The sequence below is a fragment of the Microscilla marina ATCC 23134 genome (assembly GCF_000169175.1).
Taxonomy (GTDB): Bacteria; Bacteroidota; Bacteroidia; order Cytophagales; family Microscillaceae; genus Microscilla; species Microscilla marina.
This window is the reverse complement of sequence record NZ_AAWS01000003.1, coordinates 275,288-289,635: the sequence shown is the minus strand read 5'-3', so window position 1 is coordinate 289,635 and position 14,348 is coordinate 275,288. Positions and strand designations below refer to the sequence as shown.

Genomic DNA, 14,348 nt, shown 5'->3' with positions numbered 1-14,348 from the left:
TTAAACTTAAAAACTATGACACTTTACAAATTCCGTTCTTTGGTACTGGCAGCAATCGTTTTGTGTAGTACTGGGGTAACCACATACGCTCAGGAACTCTCTAAGGCCGAAAAACGGGCAATCAGCAAAGAAATTAAAGGACTTAACCGCAATTTGGAGGGTTTTCGCAAAATGTTGTTGCAAGAAGGCGAACTGGACAAAAAAATTAAGGAAAAGACAGTTGAAATCACAAACAAACGAGCAGAGATAGATAAAAAACAAAAGGAATTGCGTGACAAAAAAATTGCTGTTCAAGCGTTGCATGATGAGATCAAGGCACTGAATAAAACCCAAAAAGAGGTAAACGCTACACCACAACGCACTACAGTAAGCTCCTCTGATACTACCTTTAAAGTAATTATTGGTTCGTATACTACCAAAAACTTCAGCGAATTTGCCAATAAGCATAAAAGTTTTGTGATTGCCCCTTATGAAAACCCTAAAGATAATAAAACTTACTATCGCTACTGTCTGGGGTATTTTACCAGTTACTGGGAAGCATTGTATTTTCAAAAGTACCTTGCTAAAATAATGAACCGGGAAGGCGAAAAATATCAACCTTATGTAGTGGGTTATGCCAACGATAAGATAATTATTGATGTACGGGATTTATTGAATAAACTTGGGCTTTGATTGTACCATAAGGTAATAAAAACAAACCCCCAATGACCGTTAAGTCATTGGGGGTTTGTTTTTATTATAGGTTTATTTCTATTTCTTAGGCTTTTGGCAAAACAACAAACTGGTATTGTCGGTTTTCCAGTGGTAGCCATAAGTAAAATCAAGCTTTTTTACTGTATTACCAGTCTTAAAAGCATCGCGTAAAGCAGGCTGATAACCACTCTTAAAATCGGCAACGGGGCGGGCATACTTGCCATACAATTGTACGTTCCAGCCACGCTCTTTGTAATAGCGATAAGGCACTCCTGTATCATCTTGCAATACCGCCGAACTTTCGTCAAGAATGATATTGCGAATAGTGGTGAAAATCTCGTAATGGGGTAAGTAAGAAGCTGACTTGGTCAGTGTAACTTTATTATCGAAACTTTTGATAAAATCAATAAAGTGTTTTTTCTGTTTTACATACTTTTCTTGAATATCTGACCCAAAATAGTAAATATGCTGAGAGTTAGCTTTGCCTTTGGCCAAAAACTCTATATGAAGTAAAGTGCGGTTTTTATCGGTAGGCACTGTAACAGGTACTATTTTGCGGTTGCCATTAGTATCAAAAACAATGCGTTCTATCTTCACTATTTTGCTTCCAGTACGTGACAAGAAAATAGCCATGAGTGGCAACACCCCTTTCATTGTGGCAGTGTTTAAGTCTCCGCTCATAAAACTAGTAATGAAATAATTTCTTTTTAAAAGCTCAGCCAATGCTTCTCTTGATCGATATAAGTAGTTTTTTAGGAATTTTTTATCTTTTATGTCAAATTTAGGCAACTCACCAATAGGCTCCAACCCAAACATGATGTAATTGTCACAGTTGGGAAAATACAAGAAGGCATTCAAAAAATCAGGACCACTGAAAGGATAAAACAAGTTATGTTTTTCTTTATTGATATGTCCTATTTCTTTGTCTCTCCAGGGGCGTATTTTACTCAAACGATTGTCTTCTAACTGTTGCCAGCTTTTGTTGAGTAGCTTGAAGTGTTCCTGCGCTTCAGAAGTGGCAAATAATTCGTCCATTCCCCCCTTATCGTCTAGCTCTATACCTGCCATTAAGTGAGCTTTAGCCGTAAGTGCGGCATCAGGCTTTACATTGGTAGTTACTTCAGGTTGTTTTGTGTCTGTTTTCGCAGAATCTTTTTTAGTGGTCTTAGAGGTATCAGTGGCATTACTATTTTCTTTGTTTTCGCCTTTGCCACCACAAGCACCCAACCCTAACAAGCTTATCAGCAAAGCCAAGGTGATGTATTTATTGAGTAGTTTCATTAAATAATAATCAATTAATAACTGTTATTTTTTAAATGCTAAAATTACACTGGTATTGTCAGTGTTCCAATGATAACCATAAGTAAAATTGAGCGGTTTTACGCTTGAATCTTTGGCAAACGCCTGCTTAAGTTTGGGTTGGTAGGTATATTTACCAAAGTCAGCAATAGGCCAGGCATATTTACCATATAGTTTCACTTTCCATCCGTTCTCTTTGAGTACTTCATAACGTACTCCGGTATCATCCTGCAATACGGCTTCGGTATCGTTTAAGATAAGGTTACGCATTACTTTAAACTGAGACTCATGCAGTGTGTATTGGCAAGATTTTACGAATGATATTTTATGAGGAAAGCTCTTGATAAACTTGGACAACTCCATCTTTTTGGGCATTTGCGCATCTCGTACATCGGTGCCAAAGTAATAGATACGTTGTGGTTTAGTTTTGTCTTTGCCTAAAAACTCTATCATCAAACCTACCACACTTTTTTTAGGATCAAGTTTTTCATCCAGAGGAAACGCTTTGGGAGTTCCATCTTTTTGTAATTGAATTTTTTCCACCTTTACAATGTGGTTATTGGTACGCGCCAAAAAAGTAAGCAATATAGGGGCTACTCCTTGTACATTGGTATTGAGTTCGCTCCCCATGAATGTGGTAATAAAGTAGTTTCGTTGAAAAATTTCGCCTAAGGCATTGCGCACATTACTTAGGTAACCACTGACAAAACCTGCATTTTCTTTAGAGAAATCAGGAAGATTGCCTACTTTTTCTAAACCAAACATCAGGTAGTTGTCACAATTGGGAAAAAACTCATAAGCATTGATAAAGTCGGGTCCACTAAATGGGTAAAACAAGTTATGTGTTTCTCCATTCAATTTTGTTAATTCGGTTTCACGCCATTTACGCATGTTCTTGAGTCGGGTGTTTTCCAGTTTTTGCCACTGTTGCCCAAACAGTTTCAGGTGTTGTTTTGCTCCTTGTTGCTCAAAAATCTGATCCATCTCTCCTTTATTGTCAGGGGTAAGTCCTGCAAACAAATAGGCATGGGCGGTTAACTTAGGGTTTACACTAACAGTTTTCTCAGTGACTGCCTTGGTTTGGGCAGAATCTTTAGCGTTTTGTGCAGTAGTAGTATCTGTACCTTGCTGGATATTATTACCCTTGTCTTCTCCCCCACACGCCTGTAAGCCTATCAATAAGCAAAAGGCAAATAATGCCAAGTAATAGTTTTGTTTCATGATTGTTTTTAGATATAGTTTGTTGATTTACAAGCCAGGTAATTAATCAATCATTGCCTGCTTCCAAATTACAAATTAAAGGCATTTTTATAAAGTGTAGAGGTTATTTCTGGAATATTGTATATCTAAGTATATTTACTTAAGATATAAAATCCTTTTGTTTTTGGTGATCTCATACAATTTTATCATATTAAGCTATATAGAATAACTTTTAATTTACTACAAGTACCATATTTCATTTCTTTCAAAAATCAAGTATTTATACTTAGGTACTCTCCTCCCATAATACCCTCCATTTATCGAAAAATCCAACTAATAATTCAATATTTATGAAACTTTTACACTAGAAGTCAAGTAATATAGGTATTACTACTTATATTCAGCCAGAGAAATATACTTATCTGAAAACACATGTCAACCATTTTTGTGCAAACAGTTATTCAATTTTAAAACTTAAATGGAATGAAAGTGAAATCTAAAGGTAAAGAAGCAAGAAGTGGATCAAACATATTAGAAAAAGCCCCCTTACCTTCTTATAGCTCAAAAAAAGTCAAAACGCTTATTGAAAAGCTCAATAAGGAACAAGAAATAGCTTTAGACTTGATCAAACAACAAAAAAAACATTTCTCAGAAAAGCCCAAAAAAGGTAACTGCTAATACGGACTCGACCAGTAATGATAATATATCACTTGAAGTACAAGTAATAAGCCATCCTATGCAAACACCATTTACGAACCAAGCATATCAATAAATTAAGCACACATGTTTCCTAAAAATATAAGCAACAAGAAAAATTTTTCAATAAAGAAGGGCCCTCCTAATACTACTTTATACAAGACACACCCAGTGTCTTCTAACCAAGAAACTCCCCAGAAACCTACCTTATCCCAGGAAGACGAACTGTCTTTTTATAAAAACTGGGCAAACTTTACCGATATTATGCAGGTACAACCTGGACAAAACTGTCAAAACTGGGCGGATAACCTCCTAAAACACTTGATTCCTTTTGTAAAGGGGTTTCAAGCAACTTTGTACATGAAAACTTGTCCCGAAACACTGGAGTTAATCGGCAGTTATGCCATCAATTTTAATGAAGTAGCTCCACAAATAAAGATAGGACAAAATACTGTAGGGTTAGTGGCTAAAACAATGCAGATGAACCATATTGTAAACCCTACATTAAAAGATAATTTTACAGGGGTAAGCGCTACTCAGCCTATACCTATACAGAGTATTCTTACTTTTCCTATTACACACCAAAACAATATTCAGGGGGTATTAGAAATACTGTTTTATCAACCCATAAAAGCCCAACGTCTTGAATTTTTACAGCGCATAGCCTCTAACATGGGCACCAACTTGTGTTTATTGGCAAACGCACAGATACAAGAGAAAAATGATGCTTTAAATAAGCAACTCGACGATTCCGAAGAATTCCGCAAATTACACACTCACCTTACCGAAAGTATTAATTATGCCAGTAATATACAATCGGCTATTTTGCCGAATGCTTCAAGTTTTGAGAAAGTGTTTTCAGATCACTTTCTGATTTACCAGCCAAAAGACATTGTTTCAGGTGATTTTTATTGGTTAACTCAAGTTATACATCGGGAGGCTCACCAGGCAAAGGCAAAAAAAATAATCTTTGCTGCAGTAGTAGATTGTACTGGGCACGGTGTGCCAGGGGCATTTATGAGCATTATAGGCAACACGTTGCTTAATGAAATAGTGAACAGAAAAGGCTTAACCGACCCAGCTCAAATACTTAAAATGATGCATGTAGGCGTGCGCTCAAGGTTGAAACAATCTCAGGGACAAAATAAAGATGGAATGGATATTTGTCTCTGCAAGATTGAAGCTTGTGCTTCTGACAAAACAAAGGTAACTTATACTGGCGCTAAACGCCCTTTGTATTATCTACAGGATGGGTTGTTGCATAAATTAGATGGTGATAGAAGAAGGGTTGGAGGCGAAAATCAAAATCAACCATTTACTAGCCAAAGCATTGTACTTTCGCCAGGAGATAAGCTGTTTTTATCTACCGATGGATTCAAAGATATAGCCAGCCCTCAACGTAAAAGTTTAGGGTTACGCAAATTTGAAAGTTTGCTACAAAAAGGCACCCAGTTTAGTATGCTCCAGCACAGAGAGTTTATGCAAGCTCAAATCAAAGAATATCAGCAAGGTACACCTCAAAGAGATGATGTGACGCTTTTAGGCATTCAGATATAATTTTTCAAATGAATGTCAAATAAGCAAAACCATTGGACTATACCCAGTGGTTTTTTTGTGAGTTTTTTAAACAATGATTGTCAGGAATAGCTTACATGTTTTTAACTTGTGAACAAAAGCGAAACTAATTTTTAATCATTCAATAAATCACCACATCATGAAATTTACTTTTTACGGGCATGCATGCTTTTCGGTAGAAATGAATGGAAAAACCATTTTATTTGACCCTTTTATCACCGACAATGAACTAGCTAAAGATATTAAGGTAGCAGATATAAAGGCAGATTACATTTTACTTACCCACGGACACGGCGATCACGTAGCCGATGCAGCCCAAATAGCCAAACAATCAGATGCTACTATTGTATCAAATTATGAGATTGTGACTTGGTTTCAGAACCAAGGAATAGAGAAGGGACATCCTATGAACCACGGGGGTAGTTGGCAATTTGACTTTGGTAAGGTAAAATATGTAAACGCAGTGCACTCTAGTATGCTACCTGACGGTTCGTATGGGGGCAATGCAGGTGGGTTTGTGGTATATGGCAATGAACAGACTTTTTATAATGCAGGAGACACAGCTCTTACGCTGGACATGCAGCTTATTCCTAAGTTTGCCAAGCTGGATTTTGCAATACTGCCTATTGGCGATAACTTTACTATGGGTATAGACGACGCTGTAATAGCAGCTGACTTTATTGAATGTAATAAAATTGTGGGTATCCATTACGACACGTTTGGTTATATAAAAATAGACCATAAAGCAGCTAAAGAAACTTTCAAAAAGGCAGGCAAAGATCTTATTTTGCTTGATATTGGCGAAACTATAGATTTATAATGCTATTGGTAGTTATCTACCAACAATGATCGGCGATAAGCAGTTGATTCCTAAAATATTATACTACTATAATTTCAAGTTCAATATTTTTATAAAAAAAGCAGGTGAGGTGTTTATACACGCCTCATCTGCTTTTTTTGTGAGTAATTTGCTTTTTTAGGCAAAATTTCTATGTTTTTGTCATATGGAATATTTAAAACTTGGAATTACTCAAAACATATTATTTGTAGTGCTAACTTTCTTAGTTGCTACCATTATTGCTAAAATTTTAAACAAGCTTTTGAACAAGTATTTTGAAAATGCGATGCACTTGCTCAAGGGCGATCCTACGAATTATAATTTTTTTAAAAATGCTGTAACGTTTTCTGTATATATAATTGCACTCATTGTCATATTCAGGTCTATTCCTCAGCTCAGAAACATAGGGAATACACTTGTGGCAAGTGCAGGTATACTAGCCGCCATTGTAGGTTTTGCGTCTCAGCAAGCCTTTTCCAATATCATTGGAGGTATCTTTATTGTACTTTTTAAGCCTTTTAGGGTAGGCGACTTTATCAAAGTAGGTAAAGAAAACCCTGGTACAGTCGAGGATATTACATTAAGGCATACGATTATCAATAGTTTGGAAAACCGACGCATTGTCATACCTAACTCTATTATCAGCTCAGCTACGATTCTCAATTCAAGCATTACCGACGAAAGGGTATGTAATTTTGTGGAGGTAGACATAGGGTACAATGCCAATATTAACGAGGCTATTAAAATTATGACTGAGCAGGCGCTCAAACACCCTAACTGCATAGACAACCGAACCAAGGAAGAAATAGCCGAAGGAGCGCCTCAAATATTAGTACGGGTCATCACGCTTAACAATTACTCGGTCACCCTAAGGGCTTATGTTTGGTCTGTAAACTCTGGTGATGGGTTTGCGATGAAATGTGATTTATTGAAACAAATCAAAGAAGCATTTAGCAAGCATAATATTGAAATCCCTTACCCTTATCAAAATGTATTGTTCAGGCAAAATGAGAACTAATACACTAAGTACCAATGTCATAAACAATTTGTCGGGCTATGGGTTATAATTGTATTAAAGTACAATAAATATAATTGATATGATCCCGACAATGAATTTGATTTCTAAGAGAGTAAGTAAATACACTAAAGTAGAAACCATAGAAAGTTTGCCACATATTTGTATTGTAACGGCTACCTCTAACTATATACCAATAGAAGAGTTTAAAGAAACTTTTGAGTACATAGGAAGCCTGGTAACCAAAGAAAAGATTACCAAGTTAATCTTTGATAAACGTAACCTGAAGGTATTCCATCAACCATCTATGGAGTGGTACTTTGTAAGCTGGAAAGAGGACATGTATTATCAAGGACTCACTACTCATCGCAAAATTTTGCCTGTTGATGATATTTTTATGCAAAGTGTAAAAATTGGCCGTCAAAAGATAGAAAGCAGCTTTCCAGATGGTAAATACAAACAAATGGATATTCAATATGCCTCAACGCTTGACGAAGCGATCGATCATTAAACTATCTTGTTTGAACCAATAAAAGACACTATGATAAAAAAACAAAAAATGACTTGTTTGCAACAAGAAAGTAAAGTAAAGCGAATCAAAACGTATTATGAAAATCAACTCCGCCGCTCTAAAATATGGACTCAGGCGGAGTTAATTGCACTCAAAAAGCAGTATGAATCTGAAATTCAGAAAATCACTCAGGAACTAGAATTGCATGCCCAAGAATTACAAACCAAGTTGGAATATCACCAAGAAATGAACGATGCTCAACGAGTAATGCTTGAAGATGCCATTGACTACTGCAAAAAACTAGAAGAAAAGCTAGAAAGCATTACTACTTAAAATCACAGCAACAAAAGTAGTTACCCTTACTTCACTAAGTAGTTACCCTTACATTCAAACCCAATACTTTACGCATTGAGATATTTTATTGAAGTTATTATATTTGTTATAATTGAATGATTCAATAAAATATTTATATTATTCAATTCCTAAAGAGATAAAATTTAGCACAAAGATATTTTGTTGTATTTGTACTTGCACTTACTTTCCTAAAATATACCTCGATTTTATTGGGGTATATTTTTTGCCCTTTAGTTTAAACTAAAGAGTTTTCTATGGCAAACTTTACCAACTCCACAGTGTTTTTCAAACCAAACTTTCTCAATATATTTGCTCGGTGATTTTCCACAGTACGGGTACTTATACATAATTTATCGCCTATTTCACGATTGCCCAAACCTGCCACGACCTGTTCCAGCACTTCTTTCTCCCGGAAAGTAAGCGTAGGTAACAAGGTTTTACCCGACGAGTTTTTAGTGTCAAGTAAACGGTTGATGAGGATTTGTGATACAGACTGGCAAAAATACTTTTGACCATTGTATATCTTTTTGATCCCCATAATGAGCTCACTTTCTTCAGTGTCTTTATGAAAGTAACCATCTGCTCCTGCATCAAATGCTTTTAATACATAAAACTCTTTTTGGTGCATGGTCAATATAATTATCTTCTGATCAGGGTACTTTTGTTTAATTTTTTCGGTCAAGGCCAGCCCATCCATCCCTGGCAAGTTTATGTCACACAACACAATATCAGGGCGTTCTCCTTTTGCCAGATTGTCCATAATCTGATCAGGTACTCCAAACTCTGCCAACACTTTCATTTCTGCGTATTTTGCCAGCAGCTGCTTAAGTCCCTGCCGTACAATTGTATGATCTTCTACAATATAAAAAGTTATCATAGTTTTTTATTTTGCTTGTTCATTACCAAAATGCTCCAATGGTATCTCTACCATAATGCACGTTCCTTTATTTATTTCAGTATCTATCGAGAGTGTTCCCCCTACCAATCTTGCTCTTTCTTCCATGTTAATGAGCCCATTCCCACTTTTTGTTTTTACATCAACCAGTTTAAACCCTTTGCCATTATCTTCTACCAATAACTGTAGGTTGGTTTCGTGCTCTATCAATTGAATATTTACTTCAGAAGCTTCTGCATATTTAAGTATGTTATTCACTGCCTCTTGCGTAATTCTAAAAATACTAATTTCTATGTTATCATCAAACCTTTCAGATTCACAGAAAATATCCAGGTTAATAGGTATGTTTACTGCCGACGCAAAGTCAACCCTTAACTGCTTAAGTGCTTCTATCAAACCATAATCGGTCAGAATTTTAGGCATTAAATTATGAGATATTTCCCTTACCTCTTGAATCACTTCTTTCAATAATTCTTTTGCCCGTTCGACTGTCACATCTACTTTATTAACCCCTTCTACAGGGGCACCCAGGTTTCTGTTGTCTTTCAACATGGTGTCCAGGTCGTTGAGATGGTAACTCAAAGCAGATAACATTTGCCCTACACTATCGTGCAGCTCACGCGATATCCGGTGACTCTCCTTTTCTTGCCCCTCCAGAATAGCACTGCGTTTGAGGGCTTCCTGCTCCAGTTGATACTTGATTTGCTCTTGTAACAATTTTTTCTCCCGTTCCTCCGCCCTTTTTCTCTCTGTAATGTCAAGCATAGAAAACACCACCATGTCCCGGTCTCCTTCCGGACTTTCTACTGGAGCATAGTTTACCTCAAACCAATGCCTGCTGCCGTCTAAAAATACAATGTCTCTTTCTCTTGAACTCCACTTACCTTCAAGTGCCTCTGCAAACCTCACGTTAAATACTTCTTTGATATCTTCGGGCATAAACTCCATAAAATCACTGCCTACCTTGAGCTGCTCTCCAAAGGCTTGTCTGGTATAGTCTACTGCGGCTGTATTATACAGTAACAACTGATGATTTTTATCCAGAAGAAAAAAGGCTTGCACGGTATTGTTGAGCACACCACGGAGTCTTATCTCGCTTTTTCTAAGTTTAAGGGCAATGTGCCGTTGAGCAGTAATGTCTTTTTCGTTCAATGCCACACCAATGATTTGTTGGTAGTGGTCACGCACTGGGTAAAGTGAGGTTTCTACCCAACGTACCCCAGCAGAATCAGGGTAATTCAACTGGCGCTCAAACATAATCACTTTGCCAGCCAGACAAGCTTTGAGCTTATTACTATAAGCATTTTTCATCTCAAGCGTATCAAAATAATGATCGAATATTGAGTTACCCACTTTTAGTGGATTTTGCTCCAGTTGAGGGTGAAACAAGTTTACCGCTTTGTTGAAAGATATTACCTTAAACTGGGTGTCTAATAATACAATTGCCTGATCTGAACTATCAAATAAAGCTTTTAGGTTGCTTTCACTCCGCACCAATTGATCCAACGCTTCCTCTAGCGTCTCTTTATTAGCATTTAACTCCTCATTTGTAAGCTTTAACTCTTCCTCACGGGTAATAAGTTCATTGTTTTGTGCAGCAAGCTTGAGGTTTAGTTGCCGCAATTGTTTCTCTGTTTCTTTTCTTTTGGTAATATCTTTGGCGATGCCTACAATATGAAAAGTTGCATCGGTTACAACCACCGGAAAAGTTCGTACGTCTACCCAATGTATAGTCCCATCGTCTCTCAATAATCTGTATTCCTCACTAAAATTACCTGTTTTACGATAGTACTCCCCATAAAATACATCCTTCACACGTACTTTGTCATCGGGGTGCACCCTGTCTAAAAGCATATCACTGTGGTTGTGTAAACTTTGAATGCTTTTTTGCCATATATCTTCATATGCCGGGCTTACGTATTCTATAGAACCATTCTTAAACACCCAGAATACATCTTTTATGTTTTCGGCAAGGCTCCTAAATTTTTGCTCGCTTACAGTAATTTCCTGTAGCAAGTCTTCCATTTGTCGTTGTTGTGTTCTTAGTTGTTCGTTGGCAATTGAAATTTGTTCTTCGTTGAACTTACGCTGATGAATGTCTCGTGTAGTAATGGCTATGCCACTTTTGAGCTTAATAACTGTATGATGTATCCAGCTTAGTTTTAACTTGGCATCTTCCAGATAAACTTCCTCATCCAAGGTTTTGCCAGTTAAAAAAACTTGTTTATACTTCTCAAAAAAGCCCTGTTCACGATTGAGAGGTAATATATCACACAATTTTTTACCAAATATTTCTTCTCTTGGCAGTTTAATGACATCGCACCCTACCTTATTCATGTCTACAAAAGTAAAATCGATTACCCCGCCTTGCGCATCGTAATAGGCATCTAATATATAAAAAGCGTCCAAGTTGCTATCTATTGCCGAACGAAACCGTTCTTCACTCACTCTTATATTTTCTTCTGCTCGTTTTTTCTCGGTAATGTCTGCCCAAATATCAAAAAATACCCCATGCTCGGCCAGCTCTATGTATTTTATTTTAGCCAAAATAATTCTTATCTCGCCATTCTTATGAACCATCCTGATCTCCATTTCCAGCGATTCACTCTTTTTTACCAGTTCGGCTACCTCGTCTATTTGTACACGATCAGGATAATCTACCAGGTATTGCTGAAGCGGCATTTGCCTAAACTCTTCCCTGGAATACCCTAAAATTTCCACTACCTTATCGTTAAATTCGGTAGGTTTCCAGTCATTCTCATCAAATAACAAGATACCCTCAGGCGAATATTCAAATAAAGCCCGATACTTGGCTTCTTTGATTGCCAGGTCTTCTTTTGCCTTGAGTTCACTGGTAATATCGCGGGCAGAAGCGTACAGTAGTTTTTCGCTGGGTATAGCAATGGCGTTCCATTCAAGCCAGATGTATTGTCCATTTTTGCACTTATAGCGATTAATAAACCCTATAGAGCTCCCTCCATTCGTAAGCTTGGCCGCTTCGCTCACAGACACCTCTCTATCATCTTCATGAATAAACTCAATAAAAGGCTGGCTTTTCATTTCTTCCAGTGTATAACCCAAGGTATACTCCCAGGCTTTATTCAACTTGATAAAGTAGCCATCAAAACTTATCATTGATAATAGGTCAAGACTCGTTTCAAAAAATGCATTGAATTGGTTTTCGAGGTGTTTTTGCCGGGTAAGATCCAACCTTAAACTAAATACCAGTTCTCGCCCCTCCATTTCTATCTTTTTGAGAGTCACCAACATACACCCATCCTCTCCATTCTTTTTCACTATGTCTTGTTCAGAAGTAAACACTACCTGCGTATCCAATTTATGAATCACTGCGTTAATTTCTTCTTCGTTTTTTTTGATATAGTCCAGTAAACTTAGGTCTTTAAATTCCTCTTTACTATAACCTAGTATAGTAGCTGCTTGCTCGTTGTACTCTACTGCTTTTTTGGTATCAAGGTCAATAATTGCCACCCCTACTGGCGACTCTTCAAAGAAAGTACGGTACTTGATTTCGCTGGCTCTTATTTTTTCCTCTTGTTTTTTACGTTCAGTGATATCTTTCTGAATTGACACCCAGTGTGTGTACCACCCCGTTTCGTTGGCTATGGGTACAATTGAAATATTTACCCAAAACTCTTCTCCGCTTTTTGTATAATTTATCAGCTCCACCTCTATTGGCTCCCAGTTTTCAAATGCACTCCTCATTTTGTCCAAAACAGCCCGATCTGTTTTAGCACCTTGCAAAATCCTGGGTGTTTCTCCCTTTATCTCACCTATAGCATACCCTGTCATTTTCTCAAAAGCAGCATTTACATACAAAATACGTGGGCCAGGTTTGTCAATCGGCTCTGCTTCTGTCACCAAAATAGCATCATTCAAATTGTGAATAATTGCCTCTTGTAACTGTAAATGTCTGTCTAGAGCTTTGTGTGAACTAATATCCATCAACAAGCCATTCCAGTATACCTTATCTGCGCCTGCCTCTTCTGGAAAAGCCTGGGCAAGCAACCACTTTTCTTCAGTGGGCGAAACCATTACCGGAAATTCCATCACCCAAGGAGTTTTGTTCTTAAGGGCTTCTTTGATTGACGTGTTGAACTCATGCCTATAGTTTTGACTAATACTCCCCACCAGGTCTTTAAGGTCAATTGTTTTATTCACATTTTGCTTGAGTACTCCTTTTACACCTCCGCTCACAAACTCAAACCGGATAAACTCCTCTTTATAAGAAATAAACTGATAAATCGATAATTGTAACGCATTGGTAATCAACTGCATCTTATGCTCACTATCCTGTATCTTATCGTAAGCTTTTTTAAGTGATGTAACATTTACATGAGAAACTACCGCCCCTTTTATATTTCCATTCAAGGCTCTTACATTCATTAAAAACCATCTTTCTTCGTCTTTTCCATGACAAGGGTACTGTAACTGAAAATGGGTTTGTTTGCCTTGCAATACATCGCTTATTCCTTGTTGTGCCTTTGCTGCTTCCTGTTGGTCATTCCTGCTTTTCAAATCAGAGCTCCCCTCTACCCCGCATACATTCAGGTAGTTGACATTTTCGGCTACCCTGGAAAAGTCGCCACCATTTTCTAGGGCAAAATCTTTCCAGGCTTGGTTAGTTTGTACTATTTCGCCCTCTGGGTCTAATACACAAATATTGGCATCCAATGAGTTAAACACCACCTCATTAAAATGCTGAATCTCCTTAAGCTGCTGCTCATTTCTTTTTTGTTCAGTAATGTCTTTATGCACCCCAAAGAGTCCAAAAAACCTGCCTTGATCATCATATATTGCCTGATATACTCCTTTTATAACCAATGTTTTTTTAGCAAAAGTCAGCAAAAGATTTTGTTCCGATTCCCAACGCCCTTTATCTAAAAAAGCGGTCCATAACTTTCGCCCTTTGCTCAGGTTGCCTTTATACATATCATCAAGTGTCATTCCTTGATAGGCTTCTGCCGACATTTCATTTTGTTTGAGAATTTCCTGATTAAACCGCGTAATCCGTTGGTGAGCAAAAATATAATCAAGTGTAGCTTCTTTGTCGATGGCATTGTTCCAATGCACAGGTGCATCCAGCATCATCAAAAAGATTCCGTCTGTAGAGTACTGAAAAAATAAATCGAGGTATTCTAGTTGTTGTAGGCGTGTTTCGAGCACTGCTACTTTTTGCGCGAGGACTTCATAGGTCGGTTTTTCTGACATTATAATTTGTGCTGAAAATTAAACAGGAAAGCCTCTTAAAATG

General features: G+C 37.3%; 11 protein-coding genes. 7 read left to right on the top strand and 4 right to left on the bottom strand.

The genetic code is table 11. The features are described from left to right. The first annotated feature begins 15 nt into the window (after positions 1–15). Positions 16–672 (top strand): hypothetical protein, encoded by a 657-nt coding sequence (locus M23134_RS03815; protein ID WP_045112937.1) that lies wholly within the window; start codon positions 16–18, stop codon positions 670–672. Between the two features lie 78 nt (positions 673–750). Here M23134_RS03815 and M23134_RS03810 read toward each other — a convergent pair whose 3' ends face one another. Both M23134_RS03810 and M23134_RS03805 read right to left on the bottom strand, forming a co-directional pair. After that, positions 751–1,974 carry a hypothetical protein gene (locus tag M23134_RS03810; protein WP_002694047.1) on the bottom strand — a complete coding sequence of 408 codons (1,224 nt, stop codon included), beginning with the start codon at positions 1,972–1,974 and terminating at the stop codon, positions 751–753. A gap of 24 nt (positions 1,975–1,998) precedes the next feature. Then, positions 1,999–3,213 (bottom strand): hypothetical protein, encoded by a 1,215-nt coding sequence (locus tag M23134_RS03805; protein ID WP_002694046.1) that lies wholly within the window; start codon positions 3,211–3,213, stop codon positions 1,999–2,001. 462 nt (positions 3,214–3,675) lie between these two features. On the opposite strand from M23134_RS03805, the gene M23134_RS03800 reads away from it, so the two are divergent. The 6 genes from M23134_RS03800 to M23134_RS03775 all read left to right on the top strand — a co-directional run bounded on the left by M23134_RS03800 (position 3,676) and on the right by M23134_RS03775 (position 8,160). Further along, on the top strand, positions 3,676–3,870 hold the full coding sequence (locus tag M23134_RS03800) for a hypothetical protein (RefSeq protein ID WP_002694045.1): 195 nt from the start codon (positions 3,676–3,678) through the stop codon (positions 3,868–3,870). A 105-nt stretch (positions 3,871–3,975) separates the two neighbouring features. Continuing rightward, on the top strand, positions 3,976–5,445 hold the full coding sequence (locus M23134_RS03795; protein ID WP_002694044.1) for a GAF domain-containing SpoIIE family protein phosphatase: 1,470 nt from the start codon (positions 3,976–3,978) through the stop codon (positions 5,443–5,445). A 157-nt stretch (positions 5,446–5,602) separates the two neighbouring features. Continuing rightward, a complete protein-coding gene (locus tag M23134_RS03790) occupies positions 5,603–6,283 on the top strand; it encodes a metal-dependent hydrolase (protein ID WP_002694043.1) in 681 nt (226 codons plus the stop codon). A gap of 280 nt (positions 6,284–6,563) precedes the next feature. Continuing rightward, positions 6,564–7,319 (top strand): mechanosensitive ion channel family protein, encoded by a 756-nt coding sequence (locus M23134_RS03785; RefSeq protein ID WP_232296768.1) that lies wholly within the window; start codon positions 6,564–6,566, stop codon positions 7,317–7,319. A gap of 91 nt (positions 7,320–7,410) precedes the next feature. Continuing rightward, positions 7,411–7,827: a hypothetical protein gene (locus tag M23134_RS03780; protein ID WP_002694039.1), complete on the top strand. Its 417-nt coding sequence runs from the start codon at positions 7,411–7,413 to the stop codon at positions 7,825–7,827. Positions 7,828–7,857: 30 nt separating this feature from the next. Further along, on the top strand, positions 7,858–8,160 hold the full coding sequence (locus M23134_RS03775) for a hypothetical protein (protein WP_045112936.1): 303 nt from the start codon (positions 7,858–7,860) through the stop codon (positions 8,158–8,160). Positions 8,161–8,416: 256 nt separating this feature from the next. Here the strand turns inward: M23134_RS03775 and M23134_RS03770 are convergent, their stop codons facing one another. Both M23134_RS03770 and M23134_RS03765 read right to left on the bottom strand, forming a co-directional pair. Then, positions 8,417–9,058: a response regulator gene (locus M23134_RS03770; RefSeq protein WP_002694036.1), complete on the bottom strand. Its 642-nt coding sequence runs from the start codon at positions 9,056–9,058 to the stop codon at positions 8,417–8,419. Between the two features lie 6 nt (positions 9,059–9,064). Continuing rightward, positions 9,065–14,305 carry a PAS domain-containing sensor histidine kinase gene (locus M23134_RS03765; RefSeq protein WP_002694035.1) on the bottom strand — a complete coding sequence of 1,747 codons (5,241 nt, stop codon included), beginning with the start codon at positions 14,303–14,305 and terminating at the stop codon, positions 9,065–9,067. Positions 14,306–14,348: the final 43 nt, after the last annotated feature.